The 18,539-nt window shown below is 71.8% G+C and carries 21 protein-coding genes, 1 tRNA gene and 1 pseudogene; 12 read left to right on the forward strand and 11 right to left on the reverse strand.

Annotation, left to right across the window (positions count from 1 at the left end; genetic code table 11):
* Window positions 1-4: 4 nt before the first annotated feature.
* Genes NRP21_RS01860 through NRP21_RS01875 form a run of 4 tightly spaced genes read right to left on the reverse strand, consistent with a single transcriptional unit; the run spans window position 5 to window position 5,298 of the window.
* Window positions 5-982 (reverse strand): hydroxymethylglutaryl-CoA lyase, encoded by a 978-nt coding sequence (locus NRP21_RS01860; RefSeq protein WP_257714460.1) that lies wholly within the window; start codon window positions 980-982, stop codon window positions 5-7.
* 10 nt (window positions 983-992) lie between these two features.
* Window positions 993-1,730 carry an enoyl-CoA hydratase/isomerase family protein gene (locus NRP21_RS01865; RefSeq protein ID WP_257714461.1) on the reverse strand — a complete coding sequence of 246 codons (738 nt, stop codon included), beginning with the start codon at window positions 1,728-1,730 and terminating at the stop codon, window positions 993-995.
* Window positions 1,727-3,652, reverse strand: coding sequence for an acetyl/propionyl/methylcrotonyl-CoA carboxylase subunit alpha (locus NRP21_RS01870; protein ID WP_257714462.1), 1,926 nt, complete (start codon window positions 3,650-3,652; stop codon window positions 1,727-1,729). Before NRP21_RS01870 ends, NRP21_RS01865 begins: the two co-directional genes overlap by 4 nt.
* A 20-nt stretch (window positions 3,653-3,672) precedes the next feature.
* Window positions 3,673-5,298 (reverse strand): acyl-CoA carboxylase subunit beta, encoded by a 1,626-nt coding sequence (locus NRP21_RS01875; protein ID WP_257714463.1) that lies wholly within the window; start codon window positions 5,296-5,298, stop codon window positions 3,673-3,675.
* A gap of 166 nt (window positions 5,299-5,464) precedes the next feature.
* Here NRP21_RS01875 and NRP21_RS01880 point away from each other — a divergent pair, with 166 nt between their 5' ends.
* Window positions 5,465-6,244: an IclR family transcriptional regulator gene (locus NRP21_RS01880; protein ID WP_257714464.1), complete on the forward strand. Its 780-nt coding sequence runs from the start codon at window positions 5,465-5,467 to the stop codon at window positions 6,242-6,244.
* 48 nt (window positions 6,245-6,292) lie between these two features.
* Here NRP21_RS01880 and NRP21_RS01885 read toward each other — a convergent pair.
* A pseudogene (locus NRP21_RS01885) lies at window positions 6,293-6,742 on the reverse strand (SDR family NAD(P)-dependent oxidoreductase); the annotation flags it as partial.
* A gap of 24 nt (window positions 6,743-6,766) precedes the next feature.
* The gene (locus tag NRP21_RS01890; RefSeq protein ID WP_257714465.1) at window positions 6,767-7,558 is read right to left on the reverse strand and encodes a helix-turn-helix domain-containing protein; all 792 of its coding nucleotides are present in this window, start codon (window positions 7,556-7,558) and stop codon (window positions 6,767-6,769) included.
* Between the two features lie 137 nt (window positions 7,559-7,695).
* On the opposite strand from NRP21_RS01890, the gene NRP21_RS01895 reads away from it, so the two are divergent.
* The 10 genes from NRP21_RS01895 (at window position 7,696) to NRP21_RS01940 (ending at window position 15,807) form a co-directional block, all read left to right on the forward strand.
* Window positions 7,696-9,018: a CaiB/BaiF CoA transferase family protein gene (locus NRP21_RS01895; protein WP_257714466.1), complete on the forward strand. Its 1,323-nt coding sequence runs from the start codon at window positions 7,696-7,698 to the stop codon at window positions 9,016-9,018.
* Window positions 9,015-9,992, forward strand: coding sequence for a Bug family tripartite tricarboxylate transporter substrate binding protein (locus NRP21_RS01900; protein WP_257714467.1), 978 nt, complete (start codon window positions 9,015-9,017; stop codon window positions 9,990-9,992). Before NRP21_RS01895 ends, NRP21_RS01900 begins: the two co-directional genes overlap by 4 nt.
* 4 nt (window positions 9,993-9,996) lie before the next feature.
* Entirely contained in the window at window positions 9,997-11,154 is a 1,158-nt protein-coding gene (locus tag NRP21_RS01905) for an acyl-CoA dehydrogenase family protein (protein ID WP_257714468.1), read from the forward strand.
* Window positions 11,154-12,152 (forward strand): acyl-CoA dehydrogenase, encoded by a 999-nt coding sequence (locus NRP21_RS01910; protein WP_257714469.1) that lies wholly within the window; start codon window positions 11,154-11,156, stop codon window positions 12,150-12,152. The genes NRP21_RS01905 and NRP21_RS01910 overlap by 1 nt, the downstream gene beginning before the upstream one ends.
* Entirely contained in the window at window positions 12,149-12,943 is a 795-nt protein-coding gene (locus NRP21_RS01915; protein ID WP_257714470.1) for a crotonase/enoyl-CoA hydratase family protein, read from the forward strand. Before NRP21_RS01910 ends, NRP21_RS01915 begins: the two co-directional genes overlap by 4 nt.
* Before the next feature lie 208 nt (window positions 12,944-13,151).
* Window positions 13,152-13,631 carry a peptide-methionine (R)-S-oxide reductase MsrB gene (gene msrB, locus NRP21_RS01920; RefSeq protein ID WP_257714471.1) on the forward strand — a complete coding sequence of 160 codons (480 nt, stop codon included), beginning with the start codon at window positions 13,152-13,154 and terminating at the stop codon, window positions 13,629-13,631.
* Between the two features lie 102 nt (window positions 13,632-13,733).
* A complete protein-coding gene (gene msrA, locus NRP21_RS01925) occupies window positions 13,734-14,432 on the forward strand; it encodes a peptide-methionine (S)-S-oxide reductase MsrA (protein ID WP_257714472.1) in 699 nt (232 codons plus the stop codon).
* Window positions 14,433-14,481: 49 nt separating this feature from the next.
* Window positions 14,482-14,979, forward strand: coding sequence for a GAF domain-containing protein (locus tag NRP21_RS01930; protein WP_257714473.1), 498 nt, complete (start codon window positions 14,482-14,484; stop codon window positions 14,977-14,979).
* 429 nt (window positions 14,980-15,408) lie between these two features.
* Complete coding sequence (locus tag NRP21_RS01935) at window positions 15,409-15,606, forward strand: hypothetical protein (protein WP_257714474.1); 198 nt, start codon at window positions 15,409-15,411, stop codon at window positions 15,604-15,606.
* 27 nt (window positions 15,607-15,633) lie between these two features.
* Entirely contained in the window at window positions 15,634-15,807 is a 174-nt protein-coding gene (locus NRP21_RS01940; protein WP_257714475.1) for a hypothetical protein, read from the forward strand.
* 14 nt (window positions 15,808-15,821) lie between these two features.
* Here the strand turns inward: NRP21_RS01940 and NRP21_RS01945 are convergent, their stop codons facing one another.
* From NRP21_RS01945 to NRP21_RS01965, 5 genes are all read right to left on the reverse strand, one after another.
* A complete protein-coding gene (locus tag NRP21_RS01945) occupies window positions 15,822-15,998 on the reverse strand; it encodes a hypothetical protein (protein WP_257714476.1) in 177 nt (58 codons plus the stop codon).
* Window positions 15,995-16,180 carry a hypothetical protein gene (locus NRP21_RS01950; protein ID WP_257714477.1) on the reverse strand — a complete coding sequence of 62 codons (186 nt, stop codon included), beginning with the start codon at window positions 16,178-16,180 and terminating at the stop codon, window positions 15,995-15,997. The genes NRP21_RS01945 and NRP21_RS01950 overlap by 4 nt, the downstream gene beginning before the upstream one ends.
* 509 nt (window positions 16,181-16,689) lie before the next feature.
* A tRNA-Glu gene (locus tag NRP21_RS01955) sits at window positions 16,690-16,765 on the reverse strand.
* A gap of 24 nt (window positions 16,766-16,789) precedes the next feature.
* Window positions 16,790-16,990, reverse strand: a complete 201-nt coding sequence (locus tag NRP21_RS01960) for a DUF2256 domain-containing protein (RefSeq protein ID WP_257714478.1) — start codon at window positions 16,988-16,990, stop codon at window positions 16,790-16,792.
* Window position 16,991: 1 nt separating this feature from the next.
* On the reverse strand, window positions 16,992-17,282 hold the full coding sequence (locus NRP21_RS01965; protein ID WP_257714479.1) for a DUF6476 family protein: 291 nt from the start codon (window positions 17,280-17,282) through the stop codon (window positions 16,992-16,994).
* Between NRP21_RS01965 and NRP21_RS01970 the strand changes: the two genes are divergently transcribed.
* The gene (locus NRP21_RS01970; protein WP_257714480.1) at window positions 17,269-18,279 is read left to right on the forward strand and encodes an RluA family pseudouridine synthase; all 1,011 of its coding nucleotides are present in this window, start codon (window positions 17,269-17,271) and stop codon (window positions 18,277-18,279) included. The two genes, NRP21_RS01965 and NRP21_RS01970, sit on opposite strands and share 14 nt — an antisense overlap.
* Window positions 18,280-18,539 lie beyond the last annotated feature (260 nt).

Consider the following 18,539-nt stretch of genomic DNA (forward strand, 5'->3'; position numbering starts at 1 on the left):
TGGGCTATCCCGCTGCCGCGCCGACCGCATCGGCGGTGGCGCCGGGGATCAGCGGGTTGAGCCCGGTCCGGGTGACGCGGCCGAGGAGCGGCCTGCCCAGCGCCTCCTCGCAATCCGTGGCTGTCGCGACCAGGCGTCCGAGGTCGATGCCGGTCCGGATCCCCATGGACTCGAACAGGTTCACTAGGTCCTCGGTGCAGACATTGCCGGTGTAGCCGCCGCCGTACGAGACCTTGCTGGGATGCCCGCCGACGCCGCCGAAGGAGGAGTCGAACCACCGCACCCCGGCCCCGCAGGCCGCCGCGCAGTTCAGCAGGCCGGTGCCGCGGGAATCGTGGAAGTGCGCGATGAGACAGGCCTCAGGGAAGGTATCCCCGATGCGCCGCACCATGGTCTCCACCGTCCGGGGCGTCGCCATGCCCGTGGTGTCGCCCAGAGCGATGCGGGTGATGCCGTTCTCCAGGAAGGCGCCGACGTCGCGCAGCACGGAGTCCGGATCGACGGGGCCCTCGAAGGGGCAGCCGAAGGCGACGGAGATCGTGCCGATGGTGCGGAAGGCATCCCCCGCCTCCCGCGCCATCTCCGCCACGTTCTGCCACTGCGCGGCGCGGTCCCGGTTCAGGTTCCGGCGGGAATGGGATTCGGAGGCGGAGACGAGGAAGCTCACCTCGTTCGCGCCGAAGCCCAGCACGTGGTCGGCCAGGGCGCGCTCCACGGCACGGGGGTTCGCGCAGGAGGCCTTGTAGAAGACGCCATCCCGCCGAGGCAGCGCGCGCAGGACCTCGCTGGCGTCGGCGAACTGCGGCACGACCTTCGGGTTCGAGTAGGAGGTCGCCTCCACCCGCGGGAAGCCGATGGCGGCGAAGCCGTCGATCAGGCGCACCTTCTCGGCCGCGGCGATCTCCTGCGTCTCGTGCTGCAGGCCGTCTCGGGCGAAGCACTCGCAGATGACGACGTCGGCCATGGGAGAGGTGCTGCTCATCGCCGGCTCCTCACGCCCCTGCCGCCCGCTTCGGGAAGCTGCGCATGGCCAGGTTCAGGTCCCGCCCGGCCGCCAGCGCCTGATCGAAAGGCAGTTCGGAGGCCTTGTAGAAAAGCTCCTTGGTGGCCTGCATCGCCATGGGCGACCAGCCGGCCAGCAGTTCCGCCACTTCCACCGCCCGCGCCAGGACCTGCTCGGCGGGCACGACGTCGTGGGCGAGGCCCAGCTCCGCGGCCGCCTTCCCGTTGAGGATGCGGCCGGTCGCGACCAGCCCGAAAGCAGCCTTCGGCCCGACCTGGCGCACGAGGTTCGCCATCACGATGGCCGCGACGATGCCGTGCCGCAGTTCGGGGTAGCCCAGCCGCGCGTCCCCGGCGATCACCATCAGGTCGGCCGCCAGCGCCAGCCCCGCCCCGCCGCCGAGGGCATTTCCCTGCACGGCGGAGACGACCGGCTTGCGGACCTCGCGGAAGACGCCGTGCAGCTCCGCCGTCAGGTCCGCCCGGCGCGCCGCCACGGCGTCCCGGTTCTCCGAGAGGGCGGCGAATTCCCGCGTGTCGGCACCCGCGCAGAAGGAGGGGCCGGCCCCGGCCAGGACGACGGCGTGGCAGACATCGTCCGCGGCGGCGGCGCGCAGCTCCTCCAGCAGCCGGGTGGTGAGGGCCGTGTCGAGGGCGTTGTGCTTCCCTGGCCGGTTCATTGTCAGGACGCGCACGGACGCCCTGCTCTCGACGAGGAGTTCCGTCATGCCACCTTCTCCTCCGGGGTGATCTCGACGAGGACCTGCCCGGTGGAGACCATCTGGCCCGGCGAGACCAGGATGCGCGCCACGGTCCCGGCCACCGGCGCGGCGTGCGCCATCTCCATCTTCATCGCCTCCACGGTGCAGATCTTGCTGCCCGCCGGAACGGCCTCGCCGGGCTGCACGAGGATCGAGGCGAGCCGGCCGCTCATCGCGGCGCGCAGCTTTCCATCCGCCCCGGCATCGCCGCCCTTGCCCGAACCTGCGTAGGTGACGTCGGTGAAGGTGGCCGCCCTTCCCTCGAACTGCACGTGAACGCGATCCCCGTCCGCCTGCGCCACGGCCCGCCGGTCCACACCGTCCAGGCGGAAGCGGATCTCGTCCCCGGTGCGGCCGGTGACGAGAAGCTCGGCTCCGGTGGCCATCACCCGGCCGCCCTCCACCTCGGCCTCGTGCGTCGTCCCGTTCTCGTCCAGCAGCCGGAGTGTCGCGGGCCGGCCGGCCCCGCCCTGCCCGGGCGGGCAGAGCGCGGCGGCGGCGAGCGCGGCCTGGAGCGGGTCCACCCGGAACTCCCGCGGGATCAGCGCGTCCCTGTGCTGGTCCAGGAATCCCGTGCCCACGCCGCCCGCGGCGAAAGCCGGGTGCTCCAGGCAGCGGATCAGGGTCTCGCGGTTCGTGCGGATGCCGAAGACCACCGTCTCCCGCAGGGCGCGGAGCAGCTTCCTGCGCGCGTCCTCCCGGTTCCGGCCGCCCGCGATCAGCTTCGCGAACATGGAATCGTAGAAGGGCGCGACCTCGTAGTCCGTGTGCACGGCGTGGTCCGTGCGGATGTGGTCCGGGGCGCGCCACAGCGCGATCCGGCCGCTCTGCGGCAGGAAGTCGCGCAGCTCGTCCTCGGCGCAGAGCCGCACCTCGATGGCGTGGCCGGAGAGGGACACGTCCTCCTGCCGCAGCGACAGCGGCTCCCCCATGGCGACGCGCAGCTGCCACTCCACGAGGTCGAGGCCCGTGATGGCCTCGGTCACGGGGTGCTCCACCTGCAGGCGGGTGTTCATCTCCATGAAGTAGAACTCGCCGCTCCGGTCGAGCAGGAACTCGAAGGTTCCCACGCCCTCGTAGCCGATGCTGATCGCGGCGGAGACGGCGGCGCGCCCCATGCGGTCCCGCAGCGCGGGATCGAGGCCGGGCGCGGGCGCCTCCTCGATCAGCTTCTGGTGGCGGCGCTGGACGGAGCAGTCCCGTTCCCCGAGGTGGATGCCGTTGCCATGGCGGTCCACCAGCACCTGGATCTCGACATGGCGGGGATCGACGACGACGCGCTCCACCAGCATCCGGTCGCTGCCGAAAGCGCCCATTGCCTCGGCGCGAGCGGAGCGGAGCAGTTCGCCGAAGGTGGACGGGTCGGAGACGATCCGCATGCCGCGCCCGCCGCCGCCGGCGGTGGCCTTCACGATGACCGGGTAGCCGATGGCCTCCGCCTCGGCGGCGAGGCGGGCTTCCTCCTGGTCCTCTCCGTCATAGCCGGGCACGCAGGGAAGCCCGGCCGCGCGCATCACGCGCTTCGCCTCGGCCTTGTCACCCATGGCCGTGATGGCGCCCGGCGGTGGCCCGACGAAGACCAGGCCCGCATCCAGGCAGGCCCGCGCGAAGTCTGCGTTCTCTGAGAGGAAACCGTAGCCGGGATGCACGGCATCGGCGCCGGCCGCGCGTGCAGCCGCGATGATTGCGGGGATGTTCAGGTAGGATTCCGCCGGCGCGGCGCCCCCCACCCGCACCGCCCGATCCGCCATGCGGACATGCGGCGCATTGGCGTCCGCGTCCGAGTAGATGGCGACGCAATCGAGCCCGAGGGCGCGCGCGGTCCGCATGATGCGCAGCGCGATCTCGCCGCGATTGGCGACGAGGAGGGTCCTGATCCCGGCTTTCACGTCCGTATATCCTCCCCGCGTCACGGCCGCGCCACGCCGAACTGCATCGGCGCGACCCCCCGGGCCGCGGCGTCGCGGCACAGGTCGAGCGTCAGGGCGAGCACGTCGCGGGTCTCGCGCGGGTCGATCACCCCGTCGTCCAGGACGTGGGCGCTCGTCGTGAAGACATCCATCTGCCGCTCGAAGTTCTCCCGCACCTTGCGGGAGAGCTCGGCCAGCTTCTCCTCGTCGGCGCTGCCGCCCCGGCGCAGCATCGCCGCGCGGTTCACGTCCACCATGGTCCCGGCCGCCTGCTCCGCGCCCATAACCGCGGTTCTCGCGTTCGGCCAGGAGAAGAGGAAGCGCGGGTGGAAGCCGCGCCCGCACATGGCATAGTTGCCCGCCCCGAAGGAGGCGCCGCAGAGCACGGTGATCTGCGGGACGGAGGCGTTGGTGATCGCCTGGATCATCTTCGATCCGTGCTTGATGCTCCCGCCCTCTTCGAAGGCGCGGCCGACCATGAAGCCCGTGATGTTGTTCAGGTAGATCAGCGGGGTCTGCGACTGGCAGCAGGCCTGGATGAAGTGCGTCGCCTTCGCCGCGCCGGCCGGCTCGATCGGGCCGTTGTTGGTGATGATGCCGACGGGGTGGCCCTTGATGGAGGCGTGGCCGCAGACCGTGGCGGAGCCGTAGAGGGCACCGAAATCGAGGAATTCCGACCCGTCCGCGATGCGCGCCACCACCTCCCGCATGTCCACGGGGGTGCGGTGGTCCTCCGGCATGATGCCGAGCAGTTCCTCCCGGTCGTAGAGCGGCTCGCTGTAGCGCGGCTCCGGCCGCGGGGGCAGGTGCCGCGCCCAGCCAAGGGAGGCGACGACGTCGCGCGCCGTGCGGATGGCGTCGCGGTCGTCCTCCGCCAGGTAGTCGGCGAGGCCGGAGACGGTGGCGTGCATCTCCGCTCCGCCCAGCTCCTCATCCGTCGCGATCTCGCCGGTGGCCGCCTTCAGCAGGGCGGGCCCGGCGAGGAAGGCGCGCGAGCGGCCGCGCACCATGATGATGTAGTCGGACAGCCCGGTCTGGTAGGCGCCGCCCGCGGTGGAGGCGCCATGGGTCACGGTGACCACCGGAAGGCCCGCCGCCGATAGCCGCGCCAGGTTGCGGAACTTCTCGCCGCCCCCGACGAAGGTCTCGACGCGGTAGTTCATCAGGTTGGCGCCCGCGCTCTCGACGAGCTGCACGAAGGGCAGGCGGTTCTCCAGCGCGATCTCCTGCACCCGCAGCAGCTTCTCCAGGCCCTTCGGCTGGAAGGCGCCCGCATCGATGCCGGAATCGGAGACGCAGACCATGCAGCGCGTGCCGGAGACGGTGCCGATGCCGGCGATCAGCCCGCCGCCCGCGATCATGCGCCCGTCCGAGCGCGCGCGGCCCATGCCGTAGCCGGCGAGGGAGCAGAGCTCGAGGAAGGGCTCGCCCCGGTCCAGCAGCAGGGCGAGGCGCTGCGCCGGGAGCATCTGTCCCCGCTCCTCGAACCGCTTCCTGGACGCGTTGGAGGCCTCCCGCGTGGTGGCCTCGATCGCCCGGACCTTGCCGAGCTTCTCCGCCATGGAGGCCCGGTTCCGCTGGAACTCCTCGCTCCCCGTCCCCAGGGAGCTCTCGATCTTGGACACGCTGGCAGCCTTCTATGTCTGACCCAGGACAGTCCCAGCAGTTTTGCTGGATGAAAGTTCATTCTACGTCGACACTCTAATATCGGCCGATGAAGCTCGGCAATCCCGCTTGTCATTGAGAACACTCGCAAGGTAGAAAGTTGCAACAGATGAAAGTCAAAATGGGATGCGGGCAAAGGACGGGGTCGGGGCCATCGAGAAGGCGTGCCGGGTGCTCAAGGCCATGTCCGACGGCCGCAACACGCGCCTGACCGAGATCTCGGCGCATTGTGGGCTGGACAAGGCCACCGCGCTGCGGGTGCTGGAGATCCTGGCGAGGGAGGGGCTGGTGGTCCGGGACCTCGCCAGCAAGCGCTACGCCCTCGGCCCGGAGGTGGCGCGGATCGCGAGGGGCGTGGGCGAGCCGGTCGATTGGTCCGCCGTGGTGCGGCCCAGCCTGCAGAGACTGGCCGGGCAGTTCGAGGACACCGCCCTCGCCTCGGTGGTGAGCGGCCTGGAGATGGTGTGCGTCGACCTGCAGGTCGGCCAGTACCCGTTGCGGGCGCAGTTCCAGGAGGTCGGGAGCCGGCGGACGCTCGGCGTCGGCTCCAGCGGCATGTCGGTCCTCGCCGCGATGCCCTTGCCGGAGAGGTCGGCCACCCTGCGGCAGATCGAGCGGCGCCTATCGCAGTATCCCGCCATCACCCCGGCGCTGATCGAGGAGACGATCGGGCGCGCCGAGGGGCGTGGCTATGCCGTGCTGGTGGATGCGGTCGTGGTGAGGATGGGCGGCATCGCCGCCGTCGTGCGCGCACCGGGTGGCCGGCCCATCGGGGCGCTCAGCGTCGCCGCCCTCGCCGAGCGTATCCTCGACCGCGAGGCCGCGCTGGCGGCAGCGGTGATGAGGGAGGCGGCGGAGGTGGAGGCGCGCCTGGCCGCCATGGCGCCGGCGGACTTCGTCTGGTGAGCGGCGCGCCGCCCGCCGGCCCGGGCTGGGGACGCCAGAGCCCGGCGCCACGGCGTTCACCCGGATCCTGCGGGCCGCCAGCATCGCCGCCTGGCTGCCGGCGTAGTTGATCAGGAGCGTCTTCACCGCCGAGTAGGCCGGCGTGCGCGTCGAGGTCCTCATGCCCGAGATCGAGGCGACGTTGACGATTGACCCCTCCCCTGAGGATTCAAGGAAGGGGATGGCGGCATGACTGGCACGGACCGTCCCGAGGACGTCCACAGAGAGGCCCGCGACCCAGCCAGCCTCGTCATTCTTCACACCAAAGCCGGAGGCGTTGTTAACGAGGACGTCGATCCCGCCGAGCGCCTCCACGGCGGCATCGGCGAGGTCGCAGGCCATGGCGTGCGCCGCCACTCCGCGTGCGGCGATCTCGCCCCATGTCTCCTCCAGCGAGGCAGCGTTCCGCGCGCAGACCGAGACGGCCGAGCCGGCCTCCGCGAAGGCCAGCGCGGCGATGCCGCCCTCGCGGAGCCGCCGCCGTCAGGCCCGGCCGCGCGACCGCGCGAGGGCGACTGAGACCTCCCCCGCCGCGCCCTGCAGCACGGGAAGCAGGCGCCGCACGACCTCGTCCCGCTCCGTCGCCTCGTTGAGGTACATCAGGTTCAGCGCGGCAACGGCCACCCCGTCGAGCAACACGGGCACGCCGATCGCGCTCGCCAGGCCGCCGTACTCGCGCGCGGCGTAGGCGTCGTCCATGGTGGCGAAGCCGGCCTCGCGCACGACGCGCAGGAAGCGCTCAGCACGCGGCGGGTCGCGCGCCGGCTCGTTCCAGGGATCGGGCGAGGCGGCGGCCAGCGCCAGGGCGCGCTCGCGCTCCGCCGGCCCGCAGAAGGCGAGGAAGGCGCGGCCGAGCGACGTGGCCAGGATGGGTGCCCGGTAGCCGGGGCGGCGCCCGAAAAGGAGCCGCCCCTCGACGCGGCTGGTATGGGCGACGACCATCGCGTCCCCGTCGAAGACCGCGACATCCGAAGGCCAGCCGACGCTCCGCCGCAACGCCTCCATCACCGGGGTGGCGGCGATGCCCACCTCCCGGTGCGCCGCGTAGCCGGCACTGAGTTCGAGCGTGCGGCCGGTCGGCACGTAGACGGCCCGGTCCCGCTGCCGGATCACCAGCCCGGCATGGATCAGCGTCTCCAGCATCCGCACCACCGCCGGCTGGTTGAGGCCGGTGAGGTGGTGGATGTCCTTCACCGTGGCGCCATCCAGCCGGTTCACCGCGCGAAGTACCTCCAGGCCGCGCAGCAGGGCCGTGACGGGTTCATAGGACGGCATTTGCGGATCTCTCGAACGGCAACGAATCCCTGTTTCCCGGCCCGGGATCCTGCTGCTAGGCTAGTCCTGAAACTCTATTTCATCAAGTGAAACTGACGTGGCGGCCTGCATTCTGGCCGCCGGGAGGAAGAGCCCGAATGGGCCATTCAGCGAAGCTCGGCGCCGGCGAGGATGATGCGCGCGACGCAGACCTGCTGCCCGGGCCCCTGGCCGGGCTGAAGGTGCTCGACCTCTCCCGCGTCCTGGCGGCCCCCTGGGCAACGCAGATCCTGGGCGACCTGGGGGCCGAGGTGCTGAAGGTGGAGCAGCCCGGCAAGGGCGACGACACCCGCCTCTGGGGCCCGCCCTTCCTGGAGGACGGGTCGGCGCGGCCCGACGCGGCCTATTACCTCTGCGCCAACCGGAACAAGCGGTCCCTGGCGATCGACTTCGCGCGGCCCGAGGGCGCGGCGCTGGTCCAGCGGCTGGCCGAGGGGGCCGACATCCTCGTCGAGAACTACCGCGTGGGCGGGCTTGCGAAGTACGGCCTGGATGCGCCGGCCCTGCTGCGACGGAACCCGCGCCTGATCTATCTCTCCATCACCGGCTTCGGACAGACCGGCCCCTACGCGGCGCGCGGCGGCTACGACTTCCTGGTCCAGGGCATGAGCGGGCTGATGAGCGTCACGGGCCGCCCAGGGGGCGAGCCGGGCGAAGGGCCGGTGAAGGTCGGGCTTCCCGTCAGCGACCTCTTCACCGGCCTCTACGGGACCACCGCCATCCTGGCCGCGCTGAACCACCGCCACCGCACCGGGGAAGGGCAGCACATCGACTGCGCCCTGCTCGACAGCCAGGTGGCGCTGCTGGTGAACCAGGCGATGAACTACCTGGTGGGCGGCGAGGTGCCGCAGCGGCTGGGCAACGCGCATCCGAACGTGGTGCCCTACCGGGACTTCGCCTGCACCGACGACTACGTCCTCGTCACCTGCGGCAGCGACGGGCAGTTCCGTGCCCTCTGCGTCCTGCTCGGGCGCGACGACCTCGCGGCCGACCCGCGCTTCGCCACCAATCCCGGCCGGCTGCGCGACCGGCGCGTGCTGGAGGTGGAGCTGGCCCGGTCCATCGCGCCCTGGCGCGCGGCCGAACTTCTCGCCGCCATGGCGGAGGCCGGCGTTCCGGGCGGGCCGATCAACACCATCGACCAGATCCTGGCGGACCCACAGATCGCCGCGCGGGAGATGCTGCGCCGGATGCGGCGGGAGGACGGGACGGAGATGGAGGTGATCGCCTATCCCGCCCGCCTGTCCCGCAGCCCGGCCTCCTACCGCCTCGCGCCGCCGCGCCTGGGGCAGGACACGCGCGCCGTGCTGGCGGCGGAGCTGGGGCTGGACGAGCAGGCCATCGAGGCGCTGTGCGCCGCCGGCGTGATCGCCACGGCCGGGCCCGCCCGGCAGGACCGGGAAGCGGAGAGGACAGCATGACCCACCCCCATCGCCGCACCCTGCTGGCGGGCCTCGCCGCCCTGGCGGCCGCGCCCGCCGCGCGGGCCCAGCCGGCCCCCTGGCCCGCGCGGCCGATCCGGCTGGTGGTGCCCTTCCCGCCGGGCGGGCCGACGGACATCGTGGCGCGCGTGCTGGCGGAGCGCATGTCGCGCAGCCTGGGCCAGCCCATCCCCGTGGAGAACCGGCCGGGCGCCAACGGCAACATCGGGAACGAGGCCGTGGCGAAGGCGGAGCCGGACGGCCACACGGTGCTCTACAACACCTCCTCCATCGCGCTCAGCCCCGCGCTCTACACCCGCCTTCCCTACGACGCGATGCGCGACCTGGCGCCGGTGGTGCAGACCGCGACCATCCCCCTCGTGCTGGCCGTGAATCCCTCCCTGCCCGTGCAGGACGTGCGCGGCTTCGTGGAGTACCTGCGCGCGCGGCCGGGGAAGCTCTCCTACGGCTCCGCGGGGAATGGCAACGTCACGCATCTCGGCGCCTTCCTGCTGCTGCAGTCGCAGGGGTTGGAGGCGGTGCATGTCGGCTACCGCGGCAGTGCCCCCGCGCTGGTGGACGCCGCGGCGGGGCAGGTACAGTTCCTGACGGACACGGTGAACTCCGCCCTCCCCCTGATCCGCGAGGGCCGGCTGCGCGCACTGGCCGTGACCAGCCCGAAGCGCCTGGCGCCGCTGCCTGACGTGCCAACGGTGGCCGAGACGCTGATCCCCGGCTTCGAGGTGGGCGCCTGGCAGGGCATGATGGTGCCCGCGCGCACCCCGCCCGCGATCGTGGAGCGGCTGAACGCCGCGGCGATGGGCGCCCTGGCCGATCCGGAGGTGCGGGCGAAGCTGGCCGAGCAGGGCACGGAGCCGCTGGGCTCCACCCCCGAGGATTACGGCCGCATCCTGCGCGAGGAGACCGCGCGCTGGGGCCGCGTGATCGCGGAGAGCGGCGTGAGGCTGGATTAGCTGCATGATCGGAGCCCTCCCCCTCGCCGCCATCCCGCCGGAGGACGAGGCGCTGCGCCCGGAGATCCGCGCTTTCCTGCGGGACGCGGTGGCCGATATCCCGCCCGAGCGCCGGGCCCGCTCCTGGATGGGCTTCAACCCGGAGTTCAGCCGGAAGCTGGCCGGGCGCGGCTGGCTGGGCCTGACCTTCCCCAGGGAGTATGGCGGCGCCGGGCGCGGGGCCTTCGCGCGCTACGTGCTGGTGGAGGAACTGCTGGCCGCGGGCGCGCCGGTCTCCGCACACTGGATCGCGGACCGGCAGAGTGGGCCGCTGATCCAGCGCTTCGGGACGGAGGCGCAGCGCCGCTTCTACCTGCCGCGCATCTGCCGGGCGGAGGCCTTCTTCTGCATCGGCATGAGCGAGCCCAACACGGGCTCGGACCTCGCCAGCGTGACCACCCGCGCGGTGCGCGAGGGCGATGGCTGGCGGCTGAACGGCGCGAAGATCTGGACCACCAACGCCCAGCACTCCCACTACATGATCGCCCTGGTGCGGACGGGCGGCACGGCGGCGGACCGGCACAAGGGCCTTTCCCAGATCATCGTGGACCTGCACGCGCCCGGCGTGCGGATCAGCCCGATCCGCGACCTGGCGGGGGACGCGCACTTCTCCGAGGTGGTGTTCGAGGACGTGTTCCTGCCCCTAGACGCGCTGATTGGGGAAGAGGGTTCCGGCTGGGCACAGGTGAACGCCGAACTGGCCTTCGAGCGCAGCGGGCCGGAGCGCGTGCTCTCCTCCGCCGTGCTGCTGGACGAGTGGGCGCGCTGGCTGCGCGAGGCCAGTGGGGTCGGGAATGCGAGCGAGGCGGCGGAGGCGCTGCTGGGCCGCCTGCTGGCGCACCTGGCCGTGCTGCGCGCCATGTCCGTCGCCGTAACGGGGCGGCTGATGGAGGGCGAGAGCCCGGTGGTGGAGGCGGCGCTGGTGAAGGACCTCGGCACCGAGTTCGAGCAGCTGATCCCGGTGGTGGTTGCGGACATCCTGGCGCGGCCGGGCCCCGTCCCGCCCGGGCCGCTGATGCGGACGCTGGCCTATACGGCGGCCATGGCGCCTTCCTTCTCGCTTCGCGGCGGCACGCGGGAGATCCTGCGCGGCATGATCGCGCGCGGGATGGGGCTGCGCTGATGGACAGCCTGCTGGTCCGCTCCGCGGAGGAGCTGTTCTCCCGCCACGCCGACCCCACAGCGGTGCGCGCCATCCGCGCGGGCGGCTCGCCCGAGGTGCTGTGGGGGGAACTGGAGCGAGCCGGCTTCCCCGATGCACTCGTGCCAGAGGACGCTGGCGGGGCCGGCCTGCGGGCCGCCGAGGTCCTGCCCGTGCTGATGGCGGCAGGGCGCTTCGCCGTGCCGCTACCGCTGGGCGAGACGATGCTTGCCCGCGCTGCCCTCGCCGCGGCGGGGGAGGAGGTCCCGCCCGGCGCGATCCTCCTCGGTGAGCCGCTCGGCGGCGGGGCGCGGGTGCCCGCCATCGGCGCGGCCGACTGGGTGCTGCTGCCCGGGGATAACGGGGCGCTGTTGCTGCCAATGGCGAAGGCGGCGGAGGACGAGGGCGCTGGCTCCCCCTTCGGCCGCGTCCTGCGCTGGCCCGGCGGCGCGGGGCGGCGCCTGGCCGTCCCGGACCTGTTCCCCGCCGGCGCCTGGGCGGAGGTGGCCGCCATGGCCGGAGCCATGGAGCGGATCCTGGAGAGCACGGTGCGCCACGCCGGGGAGCGCCAGCAGTTCGGCCGCCCCGTGGCCGCCTTCCAGGCTGTGCAGCAGCAGATCAGCGTGATGACGGAGGATGTGTTCGCCGCGCGCATGGCGGCGCAGCTCGCCTCGGTGCCCGATGGGGATGGGGTCGCCGGGTTGAACCCCCTGCGGGTCGCCGCCGCGAAGCTGCGCACGGGAGAAGCCGCAGTGCGGGTCTCCGCCATCGCCCACGCCGTGCACGGCGCCATGGGCATCACTGAGGAGCTGGACCTGCACCTCCTGACGGAGCGGCTGCGGACGGGCCGGGTGCGCTTCGGCGGAGAGGCGCACTGGGGCGGCTGGCTCGGCCGCCGCTTCCTGGCCGGCGACGAGACGGAAACCCTGGCCTTCGTGCGCGCGCATCTGGGCCCTTCAGCGCCGGAGGCAACGGCATGAGCGACTTCCTGATCTTCGAGCGCGAGGGGCCCGTCGTTACCCTCACCATGAACGCGCCCGAGCGGCGCAACGCACTGGGCATCGAGGGCGAGACGACGGAGGCCTTTACCGAGGCGTGCCGGCGCATCGCGGCCGAGGCCGATGTGCGCGCGGTGATCCTGACGGGGGCGGGAACGGCCTTCTCGGCGGGCGGCGACCTGAAGTCCATGCGGGAACGCTTCGGCATGCCACCCGCCGAGATCCGCGAGAGCTATCGCCGGGGTATCCAGCGCATCCCACTGGCGCTCTACGAGCTGGACGTTCCGACGATCGCCGCGGTGAACGGCCCGGCGATCGGCGCGGGGCTGGACCTGGCCTGCATGTGCGACATCCGCATCGGCGCCGAGAGCTCCCTCTACGCCGAGAGCTTCGTCAGCGTGGGCATCGTGCCCGGCGATGGTGGCGCCTGGCTGCTGCCGCGCGCCGTGGGGCAGTCCAAGGCGGCGGAGATGGCCTTCACGGGGGACCGGCTGGACGCGCGGGCGGCGCTGGAATGCGGGCTGATCTCCCGCGTGGTGCCGGATGGCGCGCTGATGGACGCGGCCCGGGAGCTGGCCGGCCGCATCGCCCGCAACCCACCCCAGGTGCTCCGCATGACGAAGCGGCTGCTGCGCGAGGGACAGCATATGCGGCTCTCCTCCCTGCTCGAGATGTCGGCGGCCTTTCAGGCGCTGGCGCATACGACGCGGGACCATAGGGAGGCGGTGGAGGCCTGGTTCGACAAGCGCAGGCCGGACTTCGAAGGCCGGTAGCCGATCACGTTCCTCCGCGCCTGCCGGGCGAGTGACGCCGGACGGCGCCGAACCCGGCGGCCTCTCGCGGCAGGAGATCGCGCGGCGTTTCGCCGGTGTGCCGCGGGTGGCCGCCGGTGGTTTCGGGTACGCCGCCCTGGAAGCCGGCTGTATCCGGCAACATATAGCGGCTGCACGGGAGCATCGCTCCCGCATGGAGCCGACCGTCATGCCGACCAGGCGCCTTGTCCTGTCCTGCACCGCCGCCCTGGCGCTGCCCGCCCTCGGCGCCAGCCGGCCCGCGCGGGCCGAGCGCTTTGCCGTGAATTACGGGGACGCCGAATGGCGCCGCCGCCTCACCCCGGCGCAGTACACGGTGCTGCGGCAGAGCGGGACCGAGCCGCCCTTCTCCAGCCCGCTGAACGACGAGCACCGCCGCGGCACCTTCGCCTGCGCGGGCTGCGGGCAGGATCTCTTCTCCTCCACGGCGAAGTTCGACAGCGGCACGGGCTGGCCGAGCTTCTGGACCGTGCTGGACGGCGCGGCGGACATTACCCGGGACACGAGCCACGGCATGGTCCGCGACGCCGTGCACTGCCACCGCTGCGGCGGACACCTCGGCCATGTCTTCGAGGACGGCCCGCGCCCGACCGGGCTGCGCTACTGCATGAACGGCGTCGCCATGGCCTTCAGGCCGGCGCAGGCCTGATCCCGGCGGTCCTGCTGACTTCGCCACCTCTGCGTGCCCACCTCTGCGTGCCTGGGGCGCAGATCCGCCTCTTCGGTTCCAGCCCCATACGGGAACTCCGGTATGCCCCGCGTTGATCGCCGCGCCCTCCTCGGCCTGAGCGCCGCGGCCACCCTCGGCGGTCTCGGACTGCTGGCCCGTTCCGGGGCCGCCGAAGAAGCCCGCGCCCTTCCCGCACCGGCCCTGGATCAGGCCGGGGGCACGGGCCGCGCAGTCTTCGCCGGCGGCTGTTTCTGGGGCGTGCAGGGTGTGTTCCAGCACACGGTCGGGGTGACCCGCGCCGTGTCCGGCTATGCCGGCGGTGACCGCGCCAGCGCCGACTACGAGACGGTCAGCACCGGCCGCACGGGCCACGCGGAGGCCGTGGAGGTCACCTTCGACCCCGCGCAGGTCACCTATGGCGCGCTGCTGCAGGTCTTCTTCTCCGTGGCGCACGATCCCACGCAGCTCAACCGCCAGGGGCCGGACAGGGGCACCCAGTACCGCTCCGCGATCTTCCCCGCCGATGCGGAGCAGGACCGGATCGCGCGCGCCTACATCGCCCAGCTCGACGCGGCGCGCGCCTTCCCCGCACCCATCGTGACGCGGATCGAGGCCGACAGGCCCTTCTTCCCGGCCGAGGCCTATCACCAGGACTACATGGCCCGGCACCCCAGCCAGCCCTACATCGTCATCAACGACCGTTCGAAGGTGGCGGCGCTCCAGCGCCTCCTGCCGCAACGCTACCGCGAGAGGCCCGTGCTGGTGGCCTCGGCGGGCTGACCGTGGCAGGGCGGGGCTGAATGAGCCCCAGGGCCTGCAGGGAGACGACATGTTCGCCGAAGCCCCGATCGAGACCACCGACAAGCCGGCCCTCTACGCCGAGCTGGGAGAGCAGCTCCGATCCCTCCTCGACGGAGAAACGGACGCCATCGCCAACGCCGCCAACACGGCGGCGCTGATCTTCCACGCCCTTCCCGACCTGAACTGGGCGGGTTTCTACTTCCTGCGGGAGAATGACGAGCTGGTGCTCGGCCCGTTCCAGGGGAAGCCGGCCTGCATCCGCATCCCCTCGGGGCGTGGCGTGTGCGGGGCGGCGGTGGCGCGCCGAGCCTCCGTGCTGGTGGAGGATGTGCACGCCTTCCCCGGCCACATTGCCTGCGATGCCGCCTCGCGCTCGGAACTGGTCGTGCCGCTGGTCGGGGAAGGCCGCATCCTCGGCGTCATCGACCTGGACAGCCCGCTCATCTCCCGCTTCGACGCGGAGGACAGGGCCGGGCTGGAGAGGCTGGCGGCGATCTACGTGCGGGCCCTCGCGCCCGCTGGCTGAGCGGGGTCCTCGACCTCTTCGCCACCGGGTTGCCGGGGCGCTACTGGCGTGAAGCCGGAGCGGTTCGGCCTGAGGTCGATCAGCTGCGTCTCGTCCGGGCAGTCCAGCCCCTGGACGAGCAGCGCGTTCCCCTCCCGCCCGACCAGCCGGACGATGCCAGCCGGACGATGCCAGCCGGATGATGGAGGTGCCGATGGGGTTGGGCCGCACCGGCGAGCGGAGGGAGAACGCCCTCGCAGTGCGGCCGGGTGATCCCCGGCCGCCGCCCTCACAGCGGCCCTAGGTGGTTTGTGGGAGATCGGTCGCCTTTGAGTAAGGCGGCACCTACGGACTGATCGGCCCGACGCGACGCCGCTGGGCACTTGCCAATGGCCGGCTTGGACGGGAATGTTGCGCTCTGGTTACTGCAAGAAAATCGGGAGGCAAACAGTGTCCGAGAACGCCGGTCGTACCGTCGAGCAGATGCTGGCCGAACTAGTCCACCACGCGCATGAACTGAGTGAGGCGCAGAGGCTCACCGCAGATCTCATGCGGTGCATCACCGAAACTGCGGAAGAGAAGGCCGCCGTGCCCGCGGAGTGGCGGCCAGGTGCCGTGGAGCATGAGATCCCGCTGGCTGCACACTAGCGCTCAAATATTGCATCGTCTTAACGGATGTCGGACAAGGTCGGCTCCAAAGCTCTGGAGTCGCTTATGTCGCAGTTTGGTGGCCGTACTCCTGAGGCCATGCTCGCCGAGCTCGTTCATCACATGGCCGCGATGACGAAGGAGCAGAAGGACACGAACGCTCTCCTGCAACAGCTCATCCAGAAGCTGGGTGGCAAGTAGAAGCCGGCTCGGGATCACTCTGCGTCCTCGACGGCCGGCACCGCCGGGAGAGGCATCGGGTCGCCGGCGCGCATGAGACGCCCGGCCGCAAGGTGGTGAATGGCCATGGCGGCCAGGGTCAGAGTGCTGACGGCGGCATGGGCGTGCGCGAGGCGGCGCCGCGCCGTCACCAGCGCCATATCTCCTCTCATGTCTCCTCCTCGTCCTCCTTGCTCATGGCGCCCCGCCGCGAGCGAATGGCGCCGTGGGCGGTGAGCAGCCCGGCGAGGCCGGCGAAGAACATGGAGCTGATGGCGACGATCTGCTCTGCGGTCAGGCCAAGCGTATCGGCGTCATGAACCTTCGCGAGAGGACGCCTGCGATCGTCGCGCATGCGAGCAGCATGGTGATGATCGGTGAGAACGGGTCCAGGCTCATCGCGCCCAAGCCGGCCGGCACCACGCTAGGGCCGTGAGGCACCGTCACCGTGCAATTGGACCTGGTCGCCGTGGTGATGACCTGGGATGGCACGGAAGCAGGAGCAGCTGCTGGTCTCGTCGCGCGACCGGCCCGATGGCGCTGAAGCTGGCGGGTGTTTTCAGCCAGGTCGGCCGCGCCCTGACCGGCCCCACCAACGACAAGAGCGACGGGAGCAACGCCCGGAGCGCCGACCGCGACCTGCTGGGGAGGAGAGCGCCGAGCGGCTGGAGAGGATCCTTGGTGGGGTCATCGACGCGGCCGAGGCGGTATGGAAGCAGACCCGCGCCACCGGGCTGACAGGACGCGCGCCCGGAAAGGCGAAGCGGGAGGCGCTGGAACCCGGTGTGGAATCTGGCAACCAGAAACAAAAAACGCGGCGCCGGAGCACCGCGTGATCTGCTGACTTACCGAGAGAAAGCCGGATGGCGTCCCCAAGGGGATTCGAACCCCTGTTACCGCCGTGAGAGGGCGGTGTCCTAGGCCTCTAGACGATGGGGACGTGGGCCGTCGGTGGAGGCGGCTTCTATCCGCGATGCCCGGGGGGCGCAAGCGGGGTGGGGACGATTTCCGCGTTCTTTTTCGCGGCCGGGTGCCGGCCGCTCCGGCAGGCGTCCGAACAGTGGCGAACCGCGTCCCAGTCCCGCGCCCATTTCCGGCGCCAGGAAAAGGGCCGGCCGCAGGTGGCGCAGGTTTTCTCCGGCAGATGCGGCTTGCGGTGCACCACCTCACTCCGCGACGCGGATCTCGCCCAGCACGGCGCCGCTGCGCGTGTCCAGGATCACCAGCCGCTCCCCGTCCGGGCGCTGGACCCACACGGCAAGGCGGCCTTCGGCCCCCGGCGCGACGCCGGCGATGCGCGTGCCGGGCGGCTGGCGCAGGGAGAGATCGGCGGCCGCGGCCACCGGCGCGGCGGGAACGGCCTTGCCGGCGCGCTGGATGATCATCACAACCAGCGTGACGGTGCCGCCGATGATCAGCACCCCCATGACAGCGACGAGTATCTTGAGCGCGCGCAACGACACCTCCGATGGCAAGCCGGGCGAAAACGGGCCCGGGGTCCTCTCCTTCACCGCCACCGCCGAGCAGGCGGGGGATCGGCTGGATCGGGCTTTCGCCGGCATGGGCGGTCTCTCCCGCTCCCGCGTCAAGGCGCTGGTGGAGGGCGGGCTTGCGGCGCGGGACGGGGCGGTGACGCGCGACCCCTCGGAATCGCTGCGGCCGGGGGCGGTCTACACGCTCTCCGTCCCGCCGCCCGAGGCCGCGACCCCCCTGCCCCAAGCCATGCACCTGACGATCCTCTACGAGGACCGGGACCTGATCGTGCTCGACAAGCCGGCGGGGCTGGTGGTGCATCCCGCGCCCGGCAACCCGGACGGCACGCTGGTGAACGCCATCCTCGCCCATGCCGGGGAGGAGCTCTCGGGCATCGGGGGGGAAAAGCGGCCGGGCATCGTCCACCGGCTGGACAAGGACACGAGCGGGGTGATGGTGGTGGCCAAATCGGAGGCCGCCCACCACGCCCTCTCCACCGCCTTCGCAGAGCGCGACCTGGAGCGGAGCTACCTGGCCCTGGCCTGGGGCGTCCCCTCCCCCTCCTCGGGGAGCGTGGAAGCCTCGATCGGGCGCCACCCGGCGGACCGCAAGCGGATGGCGGTGGTCACGCGTGGGGGCAAGCACGCCCTCACCCACTACGCGACGGAGCGGGCCTGGGGGACGGCCTGCGCCCTGGTCCGCTGCCGGCTGGCCACCGGGCGCACCCACCAGATCAGGGTGCACATGGCGCATATCGGCCATCCGCTGGTGGGGGACCCGGTGTACTGCCGCAGGGTGCCAGCCGTGTCGCGCAGCCTGCCGGAGGGGCCTAGGGAGGCGCTGCTGGCCTTCCCACGGCAGGCGCTGCACGCCCAATCCCTGGGCTTCCGGCATCCAGTGACGGGGGCGCCCCTGTCCTTCTCCTCGCCCCTGCCGCCGGACATGGCGGCCCTGGTGGAGGCCTTGGACACGGGTGCGTGACACCCGACTTAACCCGACTTGCGCGGTCAGGTTTTGCTTGCGAACATCGCGCGAATAGATTACAAGCAATTCAGCTTCAGCGTCCGGGTGCCACGAAAGGGTGCCGTAAGGTCGCCGGTCCATTCTCGCTTCGCGTCCGCGAAAACGGGCGGAAAACATCGGGGGTGGCAGGCGTTCTTCAGGGCTCAGGGCCCGGTGCGCGGAAGAGAGGTACGGATGTTCCGTGCCGACGACTTTGCCGTCCGCGCGCCCGCCACACC

Origin of the sequence: Roseomonas populi (assembly GCF_024594815.1) — a bacterium.
Lineage (GTDB): Bacteria > Pseudomonadota > Alphaproteobacteria > Acetobacterales > Acetobacteraceae > Roseomonas > Roseomonas populi.

What these genes read in the sequence shown, in the direction of transcription:
- NRP21_RS01860 (WP_257714460.1), bottom strand. Translation starts at nt 982, where the DNA reads ATGAGCAGCACCTCTCCCATGGCCGACGTCGTCATCTGCGAGTGCTTC.
- NRP21_RS01865 (WP_257714461.1), bottom strand. Translation starts at nt 1,730, where the DNA reads ATGACGGAACTCCTCGTCGAGAGCAGGGCGTCCGTGCGCGTCCTGACA.
- NRP21_RS01880 (WP_257714464.1), top strand. Translation starts at nt 5,465, where the DNA reads ATGCGGGCAAAGGACGGGGTCGGGGCCATCGAGAAGGCGTGCCGGGTG.
- NRP21_RS01890 (WP_257714465.1), bottom strand. Translation starts at nt 7,558, where the DNA reads ATGCCGTCCTATGAACCCGTCACGGCCCTGCTGCGCGGCCTGGAGGTA.
- NRP21_RS01895 (WP_257714466.1), top strand. Translation starts at nt 7,696, where the DNA reads ATGGGCCATTCAGCGAAGCTCGGCGCCGGCGAGGATGATGCGCGCGAC.
- NRP21_RS01900 (WP_257714467.1), top strand. Translation starts at nt 9,015, where the DNA reads ATGACCCACCCCCATCGCCGCACCCTGCTGGCGGGCCTCGCCGCCCTG.
- NRP21_RS01905 (WP_257714468.1), top strand. Translation starts at nt 9,997, where the DNA reads ATGATCGGAGCCCTCCCCCTCGCCGCCATCCCGCCGGAGGACGAGGCG.
- NRP21_RS01910 (WP_257714469.1), top strand. Translation starts at nt 11,154, where the DNA reads ATGGACAGCCTGCTGGTCCGCTCCGCGGAGGAGCTGTTCTCCCGCCAC.
- NRP21_RS01915 (WP_257714470.1), top strand. Translation starts at nt 12,149, where the DNA reads ATGAGCGACTTCCTGATCTTCGAGCGCGAGGGGCCCGTCGTTACCCTC.
- msrB (WP_257714471.1), top strand. Translation starts at nt 13,152, where the DNA reads ATGCCGACCAGGCGCCTTGTCCTGTCCTGCACCGCCGCCCTGGCGCTG.
- msrA (WP_257714472.1), top strand. Translation starts at nt 13,734, where the DNA reads ATGCCCCGCGTTGATCGCCGCGCCCTCCTCGGCCTGAGCGCCGCGGCC.
- NRP21_RS01930 (WP_257714473.1), top strand. Translation starts at nt 14,482, where the DNA reads ATGTTCGCCGAAGCCCCGATCGAGACCACCGACAAGCCGGCCCTCTAC.
- NRP21_RS01940 (WP_257714475.1), top strand. Translation starts at nt 15,634, where the DNA reads ATGTCGGACAAGGTCGGCTCCAAAGCTCTGGAGTCGCTTATGTCGCAG.
- NRP21_RS01945 (WP_257714476.1), bottom strand. Translation starts at nt 15,998, where the DNA reads ATGAGAGGAGATATGGCGCTGGTGACGGCGCGGCGCCGCCTCGCGCAC.
- NRP21_RS01950 (WP_257714477.1), bottom strand. Translation starts at nt 16,180, where the DNA reads ATGCGCGACGATCGCAGGCGTCCTCTCGCGAAGGTTCATGACGCCGAT.